This is a genomic window from Mucilaginibacter gossypii (assembly GCF_017569325.2).
In the GTDB taxonomy this organism is placed as follows: Bacteria; Bacteroidota; Bacteroidia; order Sphingobacteriales; family Sphingobacteriaceae; genus Mucilaginibacter; species Mucilaginibacter gossypii.
On the sequence record NZ_CP071878.2, the window covers coordinates 2663895 to 2681940 of the forward strand.

An 18046-nucleotide genomic window follows, 5' to 3' on the forward strand; every position below is an offset into this window, starting at 1 on the left:
AACAGATCAATTGGTTAATAACTAATTGGCCGACTGAACAACTTTGATCTTATCGCCGTCTTCTATTTCAGTTGCACCTTCAACAACCAGCTGGTCGCCGGCTTTTAAGCCTGATAATATCTCTGTTTGGCCACCATAGGTAACACCCGATTTTACATTTACCTGCTTGGCAATACCATTCTGATTAACAAAAACATGGTCGCCATTCTCTGATTTCTGTATAGCTTTAACCGGTACTGCTATAGTATTTGTTTTTGAATAATCAGCAATTTTTAAAATTGCAGTCATATTAGGGCGAAGTGTGCTGCGCTGAGGTAATTTGACCTCCACACCGAAACTACGCGATGTTGGGTCGATGGCTTTGGCAGCAAAAGTAACTTTAGTAACCAACGAGTCCTTAGCATCTGGAATTAATATTTTAACATCATTACCGGTATTTACGCTACTTGCATATGATTCAGGGACATCGGCCTTAACTTTTAAAACATCAGCATTCACAATACGGATCCCTGTTTGCCCCGGCGCGGCACCTTGTCCCAGCTTCAGGTCCATTTGATCCACAACGCCATTTATAGGTGATATGATACGATATAATGCCGACTGCTTTTTTAACGATGCTAAAGCTTTTTGGCTGCTTTGCAATGTGGTTTGAGCTTGCAAATATTGCACTTCGGTGCCAATTTTCTGATCCCACAGGTTTTTCTGACGATCAAACAATTGTTGATTTAAACTTACCTGGGCTTCGCTTTGCGCAATGTTTTGCTGCATAACGCTGTTGTCCAATTGCGCTAATACCTGCCCTTTACTTACATGCTGGCCTGGCTTTACATAAATAGCTGTAATAATTGCTTGTGCTTGCGGATAAGCCGTAACATTATCCTGCGCATCTATTTTACCCTGGATCTGTACATAGTTAATAAAACTGCCGTTTTTCACTTCTGTAACACTTACATCGGTTGTTTTAGCCGAATCGGTAGTACCCATTTCAGCCTGCAGCTTCGCTATTTTTGAATTGATATCCGATTGTTGCTTTTGCAGATCGGCCAGTTCGGCCTTTTTATCTTTGGGCTTACTTGAGCATGCAGCCAGTAAAACCAGGAAAGGTATGTATATGAATTTTTTCATTTTCATTGTTATATAGTGAGTTTAGTGTTGTTATTTAATTCGTCCGTAAGCTTTGTCAAGGTCAACTTTACTAACCAGGGCATCATAAAGGCCCTGGATATATTTATTGTCAGCATCTTCAAGGCTGGTTTGGGCCTGTGTGACCTCAATGCTTGATCCTACTCCCTGCTGATATTTTACTTTTGATACATGGAGTACTTCCTGTGCAAGCGCCTGGTTACGTTTTTGATTATTAAGTGATTGTAAGCCATTAATATATGACACAGTTGCCACCTTTGCATCAAGGTTTATCGTATTTTTAAGGTTTACGAGGTCGTTTGTTAATTTTTGAACTTCAATTTTTGCTTGTCTTACCTGGTTTAATCTTTGCCCTCCGCTAAAAATAGGGACGTTAAGCGTCAAACCAATATAGCTTGAAGGAAAAACCTGGCTGTAAAGCTTACTAAAGTTATTATTCTGATATGATGCCGCATAGCTGCCATTCGCGCTTAATGTTGGCAAATAAGTTGTTTTTTTGTTTTGCAGATCAAGCTCATTTAGTTTTTTCTGAGTTTCCTGCAAGGAGTACTCTATACGATTATGGTAAAAGCCTGTATCTACCGATATTTCTGCAACATTATTATCAAGACTAACATCGCTTAGCTTATCTTTCAACACAAGATTTTCATCAACAGGCATTCCCATCTGAAACTTCAGCATTTGATAGTTCAAAGCCAATGAACGTACAACGTTTTCGCGGTTAGTTATTAAATTATTGTATTGCACAGTAATGCGGTCTACATCAATTTTTTCAACAAAGCCTTGCTTATTTTGTGCTACGGTTTGGTCAACCTGCTGTTTTAACTGGGTTATATTAGCATCGTATAGTTTAATTTGTTCGTCGCTAACCAAAACCTGATAATATGCTTTGGTGACAGCAACGTTGGCTTCAATTTTTGAGCGGGTATAATTACGCTGTGAAAGCTCACGATATGTTCTTGAAGCCTTTAAACCAACAAGATAACTCCCGTTAAAAAGGATCTGATTTAAACTAACACCAAGGTTTGATTGGTACTTTACACCAAATTTAACCGGCACAAAGGTACCAGGGGCTCCAAAAAACTCACCCGGTAATAACGTGGTTGGTATTTTAAGATAATCCTGGAATGAGGCTGAGCCGCTGATTTGTGGTAAGCCAATGCCGGTTGTTTCTTTAACCTTATACTCCGCACTTTTGATATCGAGACCCGAGTTCACAACTGCGCTTTGGTGCTCGTAAGCATAATTTACACAATCCTGAACCGTAAAGTTAAAGGTTTGTCCATTTGGCGTTGCCTCCTGCGCGTAGCTTTTAAAGGCTACGGCGCAAAATACAGTTGCCGTAAAAAATAGATATTTCATTATATATATTGTGATTGAGTGATTTACTTAAACTGATACAAATTTCTTTTAGCTATTGACAACCTTGTGTCAGCAGCCGGTTATTCATTATTAATATTTTTATATTCGTTAAGCAGCTTGTAGCCCTCAAGCGTACAAATGCCATAGTTAAAATGATCTAGAAACTGAACTTGTACCTTCCAGGGGCTAAATTCAGTTACCGGAAATATTGAAGTGTTAAAACCCAACTCCACCTGGTTAACCCGCATCCGCGCCATTATCTTTACGTCAATATCCTTACGAATGTAACCCTGACCCATACCTTTAGTTAAAAGTTCTTCCATTTTTTGGATCAGTACCCCGGCCTTGAATCTTTGAAAGTCGTCCCAGGCTTCAGCATGATATTTTTGCAAATCATGAATAACAATCGGGTTGATCCTTGAAAATATCTCTTCTGAGCATTTGGTCATATTGATCATCTCCTCAATCACATTAGCTGATTTACTGATAATCTCATTCATTTGATCTTCATCTTCCTTCAATTTCTTTTTTGTAAGGGCAACAACTAATTCGTTTTTGTCCTTGAAAAATTGATAGATCGTTTTTTTTGACATGCCAAGGTGCCTGGCTATATCATCCATGGTGATACTTTTAATTCCCGCCGTTAAAAACAGGTCTTCAGCACCTTTTATAATTCTTTCTGTTTGACTCATTGACTTTCCGGGTCAAAACTAAGGAAACATTTTTTGAATAAAAAGTTTCCGTTCATTTTTACTTTTTCATTACAAATACTTGTTTGCTTTTTTTAACATCAGTTAGTTATTGTTTGTTGTAGTGGCTTATTTGCAAAGCTTTTAGTCTGCAAATGGCACATCAAAAATGATTACCTTTGCAAAAAATTATACCACTCTTTTAATATGACGCTTACTCCACTTTCAGCGATCTCGCCTATTGATGGCCGTTATAGAAACACCACCGCCGAACTTGCCGGATACTTTTCAGAATATGCCCTTATCAAGTACCGTGTATTTGTTGAGATAGAATATTTCATAGCACTTGCCGAATATCCACTACCTCAGTTACAATCATTTGATAAAAATCTATCAGAAAAGTTACGCGATATTTACAGGAATTTTTCGGAAGATGACGCTGAGAGTATCAAAGTGATTGAAAAAACGACAAATCATGATGTTAAAGCCGTTGAATATTTCATTAAAAAAGAGTTTGATAAATTAGGTCTGGAGCTCTACAAAGAGTTTATCCACTTTGGGCTTACTTCTCAGGATATCAACAACACCGCTATCCCGTACACCTTTAAACTGGCATTAAATAATAGCTACTACCCTGCCATTGATGATCTGGTTAGTATCCTGAAAGCATTTGCTGCAGAGTGGGAGAATGTTCCGTTATTGGCACATACTCATGGCCAGCCAGCTTCTCCAACCCGCTTGGGCAAAGAGATCCTGGTATTTGTTGAACGTTTGGAAGCCCAGCTTGTGTTGCTAAAACCTATTCCAAATTCAGCCAAGTTTGGTGGCGCTACCGGTAATTTTAACGCTCACTTTATCGCCTATCCTGATAAGGACTGGAAATCATTCGGTAATCATTTTGTGAACGAAATATTGGGTTTAAAACGCTCGCAGTTTACTACCCAAATTGAGCACTACGACAACTTTGCAGCTCAATGCGATGCTTTAAAGCGCGTAAACAACATCCTGATTGATCTTGACCGTGATATGTGGACTTACATATCCATGAACTACTTTAAACAAAAGATCAAAGCGGGCGAAGTTGGTTCATCGGCTATGCCGCATAAAGTTAACCCTATCGACTTTGAAAATTCGGAAGGCAACCTGGGAATCGCTAATGCTTTATTTGAGCACCTTGCAGCCAAATTGCCAATATCAAGACTACAACGCGACCTTACCGACTCTACCGTATTGAGGAATATCGGTGTGCCATTTGCGCATACATTGATCGCTATTAAATCAACCGTTAGGGGATTAAACAAACTATTATTAAACACCGATGCCATCAATGCCGATCTGGAAGCTAACTGGCCGGTTGTTGCAGAAGCTATCCAAACCATACTAAGGCGCGAGGCTTACCCTAACCCTTATGAAGCCCTTAAAGACCTTACCCGTACCAACCAGCAAATCAACGCCAACACAATAGCAGAGTTTGTTGATACGTTAAATGTAAGTGACGCCATTAAGGATGAGATTAAAAAGATAACGCCGTTGAATTATACGGGAATTTGAGTTAGATGCGCAAATGATATTTTGATTTGATGATGCTTTTGTTGTTCAATCAATTTGCACATTCGCATATCTGCACATTTGGAATCTGATCATCTGCACATCAAAGAAATGTCATAACAAAGTTTAGGGTAGCATTTAATAAAAAAGGTAGTTAAATTTGTTAATTAGATTGAATAAAAACACGAAACGATGAATATCAACGTATATACCGAATTAACGCCTAACCCGGCAACTATGAAATTCATAGTTAACAAACTGCTTATTAATGGCAGTGTTGACTTCCCTACTAAGGAAAGTGCCGAACATTCACCTTTTGCAAAAGAACTGTATAAGTTTTCGTTTGTAAACGGCGTTTTCTTTGCCAGCAATTTTGTTACCATTACCAAAACTGAAGGCAGCGAATGGGCAGATGTTGAACCGATAATGAAAGAGTTTGTTAAAGGCGCAATCGAATCTGAATTAAAGATCCAGTTAGAGGAAGAAGCCGAAGCCGGAAACTTTGAAGGCTCTGAAACTGAAGTTAAAATTCAGCAGATCCTGCATGATTATGTTCGTCCGGCTGTTGAGCAGGATGGCGGCGCTATCTCTTACCGCTCATTTAACGAGGGTGTTGTAACTGTTGAGCTTCGCGGTTCATGCAGCGGCTGCCCGTCATCAACAGTAACCCTTAAAGCCGGTATCGAAAACCTGCTTAAACGCATGGTGCCTGAAGTTACCGAGGTGGTTTCCGAAGCCTTATAATATTATTGATTTTGGGGTTCGAGCCCCATTGCATACCCGAAAGCCTTTCATGAAAATGAGAGGCTTTTTGCTTTTTTACCCCTAATCCTGTTTATAATTAAATGAGGTTATCTGTCTATAAGTTTCTATTTTAGCCACCCAATCGTTAAACTTTATCACAATGCCAAATTTGATTGATATTTCAAACCTCCACATTCTAATTTCAGTTGATGATACTTTGTTTACTCCAACTTTCTAAACTATGGAAGTTAATGAATTACTAAATTGTAAGAATTGCGGTGCAATATTAACTGCAAGCGCAAATCAAACAATTAAATGCGACTATTGCGGAACAATTTATCACCCAAAACCGCAGACAGATCATACAATATCGTCTACAGAAGTTACAACGGAAGGAGTACAACACCAACTGGAAAACGTGGAAAATGGTGATGCCAATGAAACACTCCAGTCAGATGATTTTCCTACCGATAAGCAAAATACAAATCTTGGATGTAGTATCGCTCTGATAGCTTCGGCCGCCATCATGGTGGTAATAGTCATAGCTAAAATCATTGGATCGGAGCAGAAGACTACTTATAGTGGTAGCATAGCTATTGACACCTCAATGTTAAACACACAACCCCAGCCTGTTGAACTGTCAGAAACAGCGCAAGCGAGTCTCAAAAAATTAGCCGCAATCAATGTGGATAAGAAACTCTTTAAAAAGTTAATTAAAGATTCAAGCAATATCACAAGAGAGTCTGCGGTTCAGCCAACGTATTTCAGAGATAAAAATTCAATAGTCGGTAAGCCAGTCACCGGTTTATACGCCTATATAAATTGTTATGACATAACAGGCTGCAACATTTATTTTGGTTGTCAACATATAAATAAAAAACCTTTAGGATTACAGAGTTTGACATTTGTTATAAATGGTAAACGTCTCCGGTACAAACCCGATTTTGCAACAGACTCTTTACAGCATTGGATAAACGAATACAGCGAGGAGACGATTTACGACGACAAAATCTCAATATTATTAAAACTTGTAACAGCAGATAAGGTCATTGTTCGTTTTAACGGTAACAAAGGCCACGATCAAATAATATTACCAAAAGATCAGCAAGATGCGCTTAAGAGGCAAGTGCAACTTTATAAAGGATTGCTTTTGGGATATGCTAAGGAATAAAGGTGTAAAAGTATTACCTGAAATACTTCTGTATCGCCCCCAACATCTCCCCCGTGATCTTCCCATTGGTAGCCAACAGTTCCCGCGTATCCAAAACCTCATTGCCGCCTTTAAAGTTCACCACTTCACCTCCTGCTTGTTTTACAATCACAATACCGGCGGCCACATCCCAGGCGTTGAGGTTATACTCGTAAAAAGCATCAAAACGGCCGCAAGCTGTATAGGCCAGATCAACAGCGGCTGAACCCAAACGGCGTAAGCCATGGCTGCTGCGCATCAGCTCTGTAAATAATTCAATATAGGCAGCCTGCTTGGTAAAATCGTAATATGGAAAACCCGTTGCCAGTAAGCTGGTACCGACTGTGCTGTTATTGCTTACGCTGATCTCTTTACCGTTCAGGTATGCGGGAGCATCTTTCCAGGCGTAAAAGCATTCGTCAAGGTTTATTTCATATATCACACCGGCTATCAGTTCATCGTATTCTTTCAAAGCAATACTTACTGAAAAAGCGGGTAAACCATGAATAAAATTGGTAGTACCATCCAGCGGATCGATGATCCAGTTGTAGCGTTCGCCTATTTTAGTGGTTGTTTTTTCTTCGGTAATGAAACCGGCTTCAGGCAAAATTTTGCTCAGGCCCTTTACAATAGCTTCTTCGGCGGTTTTATCAACGTAGGAAACCATATCGTTAAGGCCTTTATATTCTATCCTATCCGGGTCAAATGCTTTACGCTCCTGCCTGATGAAGTCACCTGCCTGTTTTGAAACTTCAATTACCTGGTGTATGATGTTCGCTGTTTGCATGGTTACGTTTTAATGATAGGCTAAATGAAAAAACTTTATGGATAAAAAAACTGGCGAAGAATAAGCTTAATGCAGCCGAAATCCGTGCTACTGTAGGATTAAAGCTGCAAGTTTGGATCAATATTTTTACAACTGATAAGTTGGCGAAGAAACCGATTATAGCCACCGTTACAAAGCGAAAAAACTGCTTGCGCGGTGCCGATTTAGATTCATTGAACACCATGTAACGGGTAATTAAAAAATTAACTATCACGCCCATAAAAAACGATAATGCCAATGATACGGTATAGTTACGAACGGTAAGCCCGAATATCCGGTAAGTGTGCTGTATTAGCAGGTTGTGGTAAAAAAGATAAAACGCCGAAACATCGACCAAAAAGCCGGCACCGGCCGAAACTACAAATCTGAATACCTGGTTATGGATTAAACTGCCTTTTGATTTGTTATCAGCCATTTGTTGTGCCCAGCGCTTTCTTTTCTTTGTTTAATCCGGTTACAATAAGTGTAATACCACCCAAAACCATGATCACAGAGATCATTTCGGCCTGGGTAAATGAAACACCAGCAACAACATACTTTGTATTAACCCTGATGAGCTCAATAAAGAAACGCTCAACACCTGCTAATATCATGTATATACCAAACAAAACGCCCGGAGCTTTAAAAATGTGCCTTATTTTCCACAATACAAAGAACAGTAATAAACAAATTACAGATTCATAAAATGAGGTTGGATAAACCGGATATTGCAGTTCATGGCAAAATTTGCCCATGCAATTTACCATTTGCACACCTTCGTCGTTCACGTTGTGCGGAAATTTGAAGCTCCACATCCAATCAGGTGCCCAGCTTAACCAATGAGGCTTTGGCGCCAGGTTAACTATACCCCAATCACCATCGCCGCTCATCTGGCAGCCGATACGGCCTAAAGCATAAGCCAGCATCATGCCCGGACCACCGATATCAAGCATATCCAGCGGTTTAATACCGTGTTTGTTAGCAATATAGAGTACTGCCGCGCCACCGCAGATCAGACCGCCATAAAAGGTTAAACCACTAAAGCCTATCAGCATGCCAACCGGGTCTTTCATAAAGTCGCCCCAGTTTTCCAATGCATTAAAAAGCTTCGCACCGGCAAAACCAAATACGGCTGCCCAAAGCAGTATACTGCCCAACAATTCATGTGGATGCACAATCACATCTTTTGTTTCGGGTTTATCAAGCTTTTGTTTTTGAGCTTCATGCCATGCCCAGTACGCGAACGCTGCAGCTCCAAGGATCCCACCTATCCAGTTGCCTCGCAGGGATAACAAAAAATCCTGCGGACTATCAATGAGAGCCTGGTAATTGAGAATACTGTCAACAATTTTATAGCCTAATATGAAGCCAAAAACACCATTTCCCGCAAGCTCGGCATTTGAAGCCGGCAACCCGATAGTAACCCGTTTTTTAAAAGTATGGATAACACCCAACGCTTCTTTACGTTTAAACTCCTGGCCAAATGCCCAGTAAGCGCCAACAAAAGCTATCGCCACAAAAAAGCCGAAGGTTTGTATAGGCAAAGGAAGATTAAAACCAAAAAGGTATTTCAGTAACGATGTAAGCGTTGGAAACATAGGTTATATTTTAAGGCGAATATAGAATTTAATACACTAATATTTCTTCGCCTTCTGTTATTTCAACATCACCATCAGGTGAAATATTTGTTAGGTGCACCGTTTTTAATTCGTTCACCAGTACAGGATCATACTTGGTGCGTACTTTCACATAGTTACGGGTAAAGCCGTGCATAAAGCCATCTTTAATATCGCCCTCAAACAAAACTTCCTGGTTTTTACCGAATTGGCTTTCATAAAAAGCACGGCGCTTTTTGTCCGATAGGATATGTAGCATTTTACTCCTCTCGCCACGTGCCGAGCCGGGTACCGCGCCCGTCATCTGAGCGGCCAAAGTATTTTCCCTTTCCGAATAAGTAAATACGTGCAGGTACGATATATTAAGTTCGTTGAGGAAGTTATAGGTATCGATAAAATCCTCCCTTGTTTCGCCGGGGAAACCAACGATAACGTCTACACCAATGCAGCAATCGGGCATCAGCTCTTTTATTTTGGCGACACGGTTAACATAGAGGTCGCGCTTGTAACGGCGGCGCATCAGCCCCAAAATCTTATCCGAACCTGATTGCAGCGGGATATGAAAATGCGGTACGAAACGTTTTGAAGCAGCCACAAAAGCGATGATCTCGTCGGTAAGCAGGTTAGGTTCTATGGATGAGATCCTGAAACGGTCGATACCTTCTACCTCATCAAGGGCCTTAACCAAATCAAAAAACTTGTCTTCGCGTTTACCGTTCCGGATCCCGAAATCGCCAAGGTTTACACCGGTAAGTACAATTTCCTTTACGCCCGACTCAGCAATTTGCTTTGCCTGCGCAACAACGTTCTCAATGGTATCGCTTCTGCTGGCGCCGCGGGCCAGCGGAATGGTACAAAACGTACAGGAGTAATCGCAGCCATCCTGCACTTTCAGAAAAGTGCGGGTACGGTCGCCAAAAGAATATGCGGGAACAAACTCATTAGCTTCAGACACCGGCTGATTAAGCACCAGCGCCTTTGGCCTTTTAGTTAGGTCGGTAATATGATCAACTATCTGAAACTTTTCGGCAGCGCCAAGCACCATGTCTACGCCGGGGATTTCGGAAATTTCCTGCGGTTTTAGCTGTGCGTAGCAACCTACTATAGTTACGTAGGCATTAGGTGAAATTTTAAGCGCCTCCTTAACAATCTTTTTACACTTTTTATCGGCATTATCAGTTACCGAGCAGGTATTGATCACAAAAACATCCGGTGTTTCGGTAAAATTTACCGTATCATAACCGGCCTGGTTAAACAGCCGACCAATAGATGAGGTCTCTGAATAATTCAGCTTGCAGCCTAAAGTGTAAAAAGCGACTTTCTTGTTCATTTCAATCGGCAAAGATAATGTTTTTTAAAGAAATGCCTATTTCAGCAATTTCACTTCAAGGTAAAAAGTATTTGTAAAATTATGGGTGTACCAAAATCGCCATTCCCCAAATAAAATTGGTTTTGCCTTTGCCGATTTTTTAAAATGTCCCATTTTTTGAGACTGAAACGCAAAACATGCTTTTTATGAAACATATTGATAATCAAAGCTTTAATATTTTACCTGAAACACCAATAAATATTTGATTATCAACCACTAAAACTTTATGGAGTATAAAATCAACACTTAAAGGGCGTACATTTATTTTCGGCTTTTTTTGAGTTTTTTTGAGTTTTTTTAAACCTGCAGGGCCTATTGCCAATACCCGCTGACAAAACAATACCACCATCGTTGCTTTAGTTTTTCTATAAACAAGAGCCTCTTTATAGTCCCGGTATTTTCATAATCCTGGTAATTTGCCTATTTTCAGTGCGGATAAAACGTAAACCCTAAACCGCCAATATCATGATCATATACGGCATCAAAGCGAAACTATTAAAAGCTGAAATAACAAGCGACACCTGCCCAAACTGCAATACCGGCAACAGTATACAAATGAATGTATTTCAACGCTGGGCACATATTTTCTGGATCCCGTTTTTCCCGATAGGTAAAACAGGCGTATCCCAATGCCTCAATTGCAGGCAGGTTTTGAAGCTTAAGGAAATGCCCGCCTCGCTTAAATTAAGCTATGATAATATAAAATCTCAAACTACAATACCTGTGTGGACATTTGCAGGCTGTTTCCTGATCGTTATCGGTTCGATATTTTTTTATATCAGCGAAAAGCAGAAAGCAAAAAAAGTAAACCAATGGGTTTTATCGCCACAAAAGAACGATATATTTCATATCAAACTTAAAAACGAACACTATACCCTTTACAGGGTAAATAAGGTTTCGGGCGATTCTGTTTACCTGGCCTTAAACAAATATGAATCAGACCGTGAAGAGGGCCTTGATGATATCGCGGCAAAGGGTGATACCGCCTATGATAACGCCCAGCAAGGTATTGCCAAACCCTTCCTTATAGAAATGGCCAAAGAAGGAGCTATTCTGGATATTGAGCGGAAGTAAAATAGTATCTTTTGGGACACTATCAAAAAATATTTATTGCCGTTGGTTTTAACCGATGGTAAAAAAGCTAAGAAGTCTTGGCTTTAGCCCAATTGTATTAGCGGATTTGGGCTGAAGCCCTCTTATCGCTACTCATTATCCCGTTGGTTAAAACCAACGGCAATGAAGCATTATCTATCTGTAAACGATATTCGTCAATTTTAAACGATGTCTAAATACGATTGATAAAAAACCTAACTACACATTCCCCCAGCCCAAAGCCAAAACATCAGCAATATGCATGGTTTGGATAGGCAGGTTATTTTTATCGATGTACCCCTGCATATGCATTAAGCATGAAGTATCTGTTGAGATAATGTACTCGGCACCGGCATCAAGGGCGTTATTTACTTTTTGCTGCGCCATGGCGGTTGAAATGCCATCAAACTTAACGGCAAAGGTACCGCCGAAACCGCAGCAGGTCTCGCCATCCTTGAGGTCTAACAATTCGAGGCCGAGTACTTTAGAGAGCAGTTGGCGCGGCTCATCCTTTATTTTGCACTCGCGCAGACCGGCACAGCTATCATGATAAACGGCCTTGCCATCAAGTTCGGCGCCGAAATAATCAAACTCCAGGATATTCACCAAAAAGTCTGATAGCTCGTAGATATTCCCTTGAATAGCCCTGCATTTATTGTGAACAGCCGTATTGGTAAACAGATCGTTATAGTAATTCTTTACCATTCCGGTGCATGACGCCGAAGGCGAAACAATAACACTGTCTTCCGAAAAATCGCTTAAAAACTTGCTTCCCACCTCTTTGGCATCATCCCAAAAACCGGCATTAAAAGCCGGCTGACCGCAGCAGGTTTGCGCCGGGTTATAACTAACCTTGCAGCCTGCTTTCTCCAACAATTTTACAGTATTAAAAGCAGTTGCCGGAAACAACTGATCTATGAAACACGGTATAAACAATTCAACCTTCATCGGCACAAATTAGTTAACGGGCGCTAAAATCCAAATTTTTATTGACGTTTCGTTCAGCCCTCAGCAAAGAAAACAACAAAACTAAGCCAACAATGAAAAATACACCCAATACCAAAACCGAATTTCGCGGACTACCGGTTATTTCTTCAAAAAAACCAAAGCTAAATACCCCGCCTACTATGGCCAGCTTTTCGGTAACATCATAAAAACTGAAGAAAGATGCCGTATCGGGGATATTTTCGGGCAGATATTTTGAATACGTTGAGCGCGACATGGACTGGATACCGCCCATCACCAAACCAACCACCACTGCTATGATGTAAAACTGTGTTTGTGTATAGGTAAAGTAAGCAGCTATACAAACCGCGATCCACAGGATCACCACACTAATTAAAACCCTTACGTTACCGTATTTACCCGACAGGCGCGACATAAGCGTAGCACCCAAAATAGCAACCAATTGAATAATTAAAATGATAGTGATGAGCTGCGGAGTTTCCATTTTAAGCTCTTTGGCAGCAAAACCGGTTGCCACCAGCATAATGGTTTGCACACCCATCGAATAGAAAAAGAACGATGGTAAAAACCTTTTTAACAACGGCATTTCCTTAACCTTTTTCCAAACGTGCCCTAATTCGATAAAACCGCCTTTTATAATATGATGGTTATGGCTTTGCGCATTCGGGCTGCCCTTAGGCAATACACTGAACGGGATCATAGCAAAACCTATCCACCATAAGCCAACCAGCAAAAATGATAATCGGGGCGCGAATGTTTTATCAACAATACCAAACCACTCCCCTTTCAGCACAAATAAAAAACAAATAAGCTGAAGCAGTACACTGCCGATGTAGCCATAGGTGAAACCTTTGGCACTCACATTATCCTGCATATCCACAGTGGCAATTTCGGGCAGGTATGAATTGTAAAATACAAAACCACCGCTATAACCGATAGCCGCCAGGGCAAAGCAAATGATACCTAACTCCAAGTGGTCTTTGTCAAAATTGAACAACGCGCAGCAGGCCGCCGAACCAAGCAGGGTAAAAAACATCATGAAGATCTTCTTATTGCCTTTATAGTCGGCTATTGATGACAATATAGGCAGCAGCAATACCATCACCAGGTAAGCAGCAGATAAGGCATAATCAGAAAGGGCAGTATTTACAAAGCTTTTACCAAAAAAGTTGACCCTATCGCCGTTGGCATGGTTAGTTGTGATGGCTACATAGTATGCCGGAAAAATGGTTGAAGTAATGACAAGGTTATACGCGGAGTTGGCCCAATCAAAGAAAGCCCAGGCGCGGATGGTTTTTTTGTTGTTTTTATTTTCCATTTGCTCACTAAATGTATGCAAATTTTAGAAACTGCAAAAAAGACCAACAATAGTACTTATCAATGCCCGCGCGGTGCATAAACAATGATACAAGCACCTGTCAATGCAATCAAAGCGCCGATAATATCATAACGGTCGGGCTTAAATCCATCCACCTTCCAGGCCCAGATCAATGCCAGTACAATAAAAATACCGCCATAAGCCGCATACACCCTGCCGAAATTGGCGGTTTGCCACGTTGCTACGATACCATAAAGCGCCAGGATCACCCCGCCCGCTATACCAAACCAAAGCGGCTTACCTTCTTTTAACCAAAGCCAAACCAAATAGCCGCCGCCTATCTCAAATAAACCGGCCAGCAAAAAAAGAGCAAATGAACGAATAATTGCCATTATTAAAATTTGAAAGTAACCACTTCGCTAAAGATATAAAAACGCCAACATTGGCCCGGGACAATCATAAAAAAAGGCCTCCCTTTCGGGAAGCCTTGATTATTTTTTATAAAACGGGCTTAGCTCCTGTCATAAAACGCGGGTGGTTCAATACCCAAAGTGCGAAGGTAAACATAGCCCTGGCCGCGGTGATGGATCTCGTTATCAATAACGTACTGTAAAATATAATTGACCAATCCTTCATATTGGCCAAATGCCAGTACTGTTTCCTGGAAACGCTCGGGCGTAATCCGGGGCCAATAGGTTTTGATTTCCTCAGTGGCCTCATCCCAAAGTTGCAGCAGTTCTGCCTTTGTAGTTGCTGCTATTTTACCTGTATGGTGATCCAGACCTGCAATTGGTGTCCAGTTATCTGTTACAACGCCTCTTACACAAGGCCCGCCCATACTAATAAACTCTTTGACCATATCGGCAAAGGGGCGCATACCACCTATCGAATAATTAAATAAGGCCTCCTCCGGAAAAGCGTCGATAACCCTGCGGGTTACCCGGCGCTGGCCAAGCCAGCTTTGTAAAAGTTGATCGGGTGTATAAACAGATGCTGCTGCAGTTTCTGTTGACTGTTGATTTGTGTTAGTTTCCATTGCTTTGATGTTTTGTTTTTGATTACAATACAAAGTAACCAAGCCATGGTGACAGCCCTATGTCAGCAGGAAAAAAGAAAAACTAACTAATTTGTGTTTTGGATAAACTCTACCACCTGTTGCTGCTCATTATTCGATAAAGTGCCTTCCGAATAATGCCATTTAGAAGTAACATCACCCTCAAACCTGATCTGTCCTAAATAATCCGGATTTTTGTTATCATCCAGCAGCGGCTTGCTTTCACCAATTTCGGGAGCTATCTCCTGAATTTCAAAAAGCGTAGCTTCCCCATCGGCCCCACCTTTATAAAGTTTGTACAAGCCGGTGGCATTTAATTCATGATTTGTTGATTGATGCAGTACCGGCTCAATAATGATATTTCTTTGTGTGCCGTTATCGCCGGTAACGTTGTGGTTAACTGTGTGGATCATGGCTTATGATTTTATTTATTGATAGTACAAGCCTGCCGCCAAATTGTTTAAGCCTCCACTTCAACCCGCTGTTTGCGAAGTTTATTTTCTTTAAACATCAGCACGATGAGCATAATAAGCCCCAACACAAAAAAGCCATCAAGCGCAAGTGTCGAGTCGCGCATTTCATTAGTCACGGCTTCCACAAAGCCAAAACAAAACAGGCCCACTACAATTGAAAGCTTTTCGGTGACATCATAAAAGCTAAAATACGAAGCCGTATCCGGGATGTTTTCGGGCAAATATTTAGAATAGGTTGAACGCGACAAGGATTGTACCCCTCCCATTACAATACCAATGATCACCGCGGCAACATAAAACTGGGTAGAATTTGTGATAAAGTAAGCATACAAACAAATGGCCGACCAGATTGCCACCAAACCTACCAGCGTACGCACATTCCCGAATTTCTCCGATGATTTGGATGCAATTAATGCCCCCGGCACAGCAACCACCTGGATGATGAGCACAATAGAGATCAGGGCAGCATCGGGCATGTGCAATTCTTTGGCAGCAAAGTTAGCCGCAGCCAGCATAATGGTTTGTACACCAACCGAGTAAAGGAAAAACGACACCAGGAAGCGTTTGAGCAGCGGCATTTTGCGCACTTTGCCAAAAACCTTTGCCAGTTCTTTAAAGCCGCCGGTAAGCACGTTATAACTATGCTTGCCCGCATTGGGCTGCCCTTTCGGCAACATGCGGAACGGGATAATGGAAAAACCTATCCACCATACAAAAACCATTAGGAATGAGATCCGGGCAGGCAGCCAGTCGTCGGTAATGCCAAACCAATTAGGTTCAAGCACTACGATAAAGCATAATACCTGCACTACAATACTGCCTACATAACCATAAATAAACCCTTTGGCGCTTACAGCGTCCTGCTTATCGGGCGTGGCTATTTGAGGGAGATAAGAATTATAAAACACAAAACCACCGCAATAACCTATAGAAGCAAGACCAAAGCAAAGCATCGGGATTTCCAACCCTGTGCCGGGCTTAAAGAAAAACAAACCCGCACAGGCCAGGCTACCCAACCAGGTAAACAATTGCAGGTATGATTTTTTATTGCCCCGGTAATCGGCTATGGAAGTAAGGATTGGCAAAATAGCCGCAACTATAAGGTAAGATAAACCGAGAATATAGTTTGATAAAACCGTGTTAACATACCTATGCCCCAGGAAAGTCACTATCTGGGTATTCTTCGAGTTAAACTTGGTAACCTCTACAAAATACGCCGGGAAAATAGTAGAGGTGATAACGATATTATATGACTGATTGGCCCAGTCAAACATGCACCAGGCCCAAATGGTTTTCTTGTTATTTTTTGCTTCCATTACGGGCTTAAAAGTAGGGAAATTTAGAGGAAGCCCGATTTACTGAAGAAAAATAAATTGCTTTATATCATCAACGACTGGAATTTATTTTAGGATGGTTCATATCATACTTTAGCCTGTAGTATATTAAAACAAAAATTACTATAAGCGTGAGGATTATAACGAAAACGCTCATGTTAAACTGTTTCTTTTTTTCAGGGGTATCTACCGATATTTTGTATTCCCATTCGATGCCATATTTATCCTTTAACCGGTTTGCAATATATTCAGTAAGCTTATAACATCCTGTTTTACGAAGGTCATTTACTTGTTCAAACGCCCGAAAACTGCAAAGCAAACAGATTTCTTCTGCATTTTTAACATAGATTTCAGAACAGGTGTTAATTCCCCTGGGCGAACCTTGATCAATTGTTATAAAAACCAGACTATCTGAACGAATATCAACTATATTGGTCTTTAGATGATCATTATGGATGATTGCTTTTGAATTTAAATGGATCGTTTTTTCGAAGGATAACATTGGGTTTTCATAAGAAACAATCAAGATATCATCATTTTCTTCCCTCAAAAACAAACCTGGAGCAAACTGCATTATCATCATGTAACGAAAGTAAAAAACATAATGTAGCTTTATTTTGATTTGTTGTAATTTTGATGAATCAAATAAGAAACGGCCAAATGTTCACCTATCTCCATTTTACAAACCAATTCGGCTCCTATCTTTATGATGATAATTTCCAGGCATTTTTAGCGGATACATTTACTGATCTTAGCTCATACAATATTTTAAAAAGCGATTACATGCGATCTGAAATATTGGGTATCGATTTGGGGTTCACCAATGAGGATGCTGTTATTGACGAAGATGAGTTGATCATTTTAGAACCCGGCCGGCCGATATTCTCTCATCTGAATATTTACCCTAACCCGGATATGCAATATATACTCCCATTTGAGATTTCATTCGACGATACCCGTGAAGAAGTCTTCAAAAAAGCAGGTGAGCCAACACAAACTAAACATGGAGATTCCCTCATTTTGGATAAGCCGTTCCTGGTAGATCATTACAGGATAGGCAACCTTGTTTTAAGTATCGATTACGATCCGGCTGATGAGCATATTAATTTTATACAGATCAGGGACAATAACATTGTTGCGCATTTGAAATTGTAAGTCAACACTTTTTATTCATATATACCGCCTTGAAACCTTATCCTTTCTTCAACATCAAAACCCGTCCCCAACACATATTCGCGATTGTGGCATTGTTATCAATTATACTTTCATTTTTTACGACTGCCGCAACAATAGATATCAATCTTCATAACACTTATTTCGTAATATCAGCGATTCATTTATGCC

At 40.6% G+C, this 18046-nt stretch carries 20 protein-coding genes; 5 read left to right on the forward strand and 15 right to left on the reverse strand.

Features of this window, described 5'->3' with window-relative positions; translation table 11 throughout:
• Positions 1–21: 21 nt before the first annotated feature.
• The 3 genes from J3L18_RS11135 to J3L18_RS11145 form a co-directional block, all read right to left on the reverse strand.
• Positions 22–1125 carry an efflux RND transporter periplasmic adaptor subunit gene (locus J3L18_RS11135; RefSeq protein WP_129567675.1) on the reverse strand — a complete coding sequence of 368 codons (1104 nt, stop codon included), beginning with the start codon at positions 1123–1125 and terminating at the stop codon, positions 22–24.
• Between the two features lie 30 nt (positions 1126–1155).
• The gene (locus J3L18_RS11140; RefSeq protein WP_129567676.1) at positions 1156–2505 is read right to left on the reverse strand and encodes a TolC family protein; all 1350 of its coding nucleotides are present in this window, start codon (positions 2503–2505) and stop codon (positions 1156–1158) included.
• Between the two features lie 80 nt (positions 2506–2585).
• Entirely contained in the window at positions 2586–3197 is a 612-nt protein-coding gene (locus J3L18_RS11145; RefSeq protein ID WP_129567677.1) for a TetR/AcrR family transcriptional regulator, read from the reverse strand.
• Positions 3198–3401: 204 nt separating this feature from the next.
• On the opposite strand from J3L18_RS11145, the gene purB reads away from it, so the two are divergent.
• From purB to J3L18_RS11160, 3 genes are all read left to right on the forward strand, one after another.
• A complete protein-coding gene (gene purB / locus J3L18_RS11150) occupies positions 3402–4745 on the forward strand; it encodes an adenylosuccinate lyase (RefSeq protein ID WP_129567678.1) in 1344 nt (447 codons plus the stop codon).
• A gap of 189 nt (positions 4746–4934) precedes the next feature.
• Complete coding sequence (locus tag J3L18_RS11155; RefSeq protein ID WP_129567679.1) at positions 4935–5486, forward strand: NifU family protein; 552 nt, start codon at positions 4935–4937, stop codon at positions 5484–5486.
• A gap of 241 nt (positions 5487–5727) precedes the next feature.
• The gene (locus J3L18_RS11160; RefSeq protein WP_129567680.1) at positions 5728–6657 is read left to right on the forward strand and encodes a TFIIB-type zinc ribbon-containing protein; all 930 of its coding nucleotides are present in this window, start codon (positions 5728–5730) and stop codon (positions 6655–6657) included.
• Between the two features lie 13 nt (positions 6658–6670).
• Here J3L18_RS11160 and J3L18_RS11165 read toward each other — a convergent pair whose 3' ends face one another.
• From J3L18_RS11165 to J3L18_RS11185, 5 genes are all read right to left on the reverse strand, one after another.
• Positions 6671–7462, reverse strand: coding sequence for an inositol monophosphatase family protein (locus tag J3L18_RS11165; protein ID WP_129567681.1), 792 nt, complete (start codon positions 7460–7462; stop codon positions 6671–6673).
• The gene (locus J3L18_RS11170) at positions 7428–7916 is read right to left on the reverse strand and encodes a GtrA family protein (RefSeq protein ID WP_129567682.1); all 489 of its coding nucleotides are present in this window, start codon (positions 7914–7916) and stop codon (positions 7428–7430) included. Before J3L18_RS11170 ends, J3L18_RS11165 begins: the two co-directional genes overlap by 35 nt.
• Positions 7909–9078, reverse strand: a complete 1170-nt coding sequence (locus J3L18_RS11175) for a prolipoprotein diacylglyceryl transferase (protein ID WP_129567683.1) — start codon at positions 9076–9078, stop codon at positions 7909–7911. Before J3L18_RS11175 ends, J3L18_RS11170 begins: the two co-directional genes overlap by 8 nt.
• A gap of 28 nt (positions 9079–9106) precedes the next feature.
• Entirely contained in the window at positions 9107–10426 is a 1320-nt protein-coding gene (gene mtaB / locus J3L18_RS11180) for a tRNA (N(6)-L-threonylcarbamoyladenosine(37)-C(2))-methylthiotransferase MtaB (protein WP_129567684.1), read from the reverse strand.
• 202 nt (positions 10427–10628) lie between these two features.
• Positions 10629–10814 carry a hypothetical protein gene (locus J3L18_RS11185; protein WP_129567685.1) on the reverse strand — a complete coding sequence of 62 codons (186 nt, stop codon included), beginning with the start codon at positions 10812–10814 and terminating at the stop codon, positions 10629–10631.
• A 116-nt stretch (positions 10815–10930) separates the two neighbouring features.
• On the opposite strand from J3L18_RS11185, the gene J3L18_RS11190 reads away from it, so the two are divergent.
• Positions 10931–11539 carry a hypothetical protein gene (locus J3L18_RS11190; protein WP_129567686.1) on the forward strand — a complete coding sequence of 203 codons (609 nt, stop codon included), beginning with the start codon at positions 10931–10933 and terminating at the stop codon, positions 11537–11539.
• Positions 11540–11776: 237 nt separating this feature from the next.
• Here J3L18_RS11190 and J3L18_RS11195 read toward each other — a convergent pair whose 3' ends face one another.
• From J3L18_RS11195 to J3L18_RS11225, 7 genes are all read right to left on the reverse strand, one after another.
• A complete protein-coding gene (locus tag J3L18_RS11195) occupies positions 11777–12505 on the reverse strand; it encodes a (Fe-S)-binding protein (RefSeq protein WP_129567687.1) in 729 nt (242 codons plus the stop codon).
• Positions 12506–12518: 13 nt separating this feature from the next.
• The gene (locus tag J3L18_RS11200) at positions 12519–13841 is read right to left on the reverse strand and encodes an MFS transporter (RefSeq protein ID WP_129567688.1); all 1323 of its coding nucleotides are present in this window, start codon (positions 13839–13841) and stop codon (positions 12519–12521) included.
• 59 nt (positions 13842–13900) lie between these two features.
• On the reverse strand, positions 13901–14233 hold the full coding sequence (locus tag J3L18_RS11205) for a YnfA family protein (protein ID WP_176844389.1): 333 nt from the start codon (positions 14231–14233) through the stop codon (positions 13901–13903).
• Positions 14234–14352: 119 nt separating this feature from the next.
• Positions 14353–14877 carry a DinB family protein gene (locus J3L18_RS11210; RefSeq protein WP_129567689.1) on the reverse strand — a complete coding sequence of 175 codons (525 nt, stop codon included), beginning with the start codon at positions 14875–14877 and terminating at the stop codon, positions 14353–14355.
• Between the two features lie 86 nt (positions 14878–14963).
• The gene (locus J3L18_RS11215) at positions 14964–15308 is read right to left on the reverse strand and encodes a hypothetical protein (RefSeq protein ID WP_129567690.1); all 345 of its coding nucleotides are present in this window, start codon (positions 15306–15308) and stop codon (positions 14964–14966) included.
• A 47-nt stretch (positions 15309–15355) separates the two neighbouring features.
• Positions 15356–16684, reverse strand: a complete 1329-nt coding sequence (locus tag J3L18_RS11220; RefSeq protein WP_129567691.1) for an MFS transporter — start codon at positions 16682–16684, stop codon at positions 15356–15358.
• A 70-nt stretch (positions 16685–16754) separates the two neighbouring features.
• Positions 16755–17285: a hypothetical protein gene (locus tag J3L18_RS11225; RefSeq protein WP_091163683.1), complete on the reverse strand. Its 531-nt coding sequence runs from the start codon at positions 17283–17285 to the stop codon at positions 16755–16757.
• A gap of 53 nt (positions 17286–17338) precedes the next feature.
• Between J3L18_RS11225 and J3L18_RS11230 the strand changes: the two genes are divergently transcribed.
• The gene (locus J3L18_RS11230) at positions 17339–17857 is read left to right on the forward strand and encodes a hypothetical protein (protein ID WP_129567692.1); all 519 of its coding nucleotides are present in this window, start codon (positions 17339–17341) and stop codon (positions 17855–17857) included.
• Positions 17858–18046 lie beyond the last annotated feature (189 nt).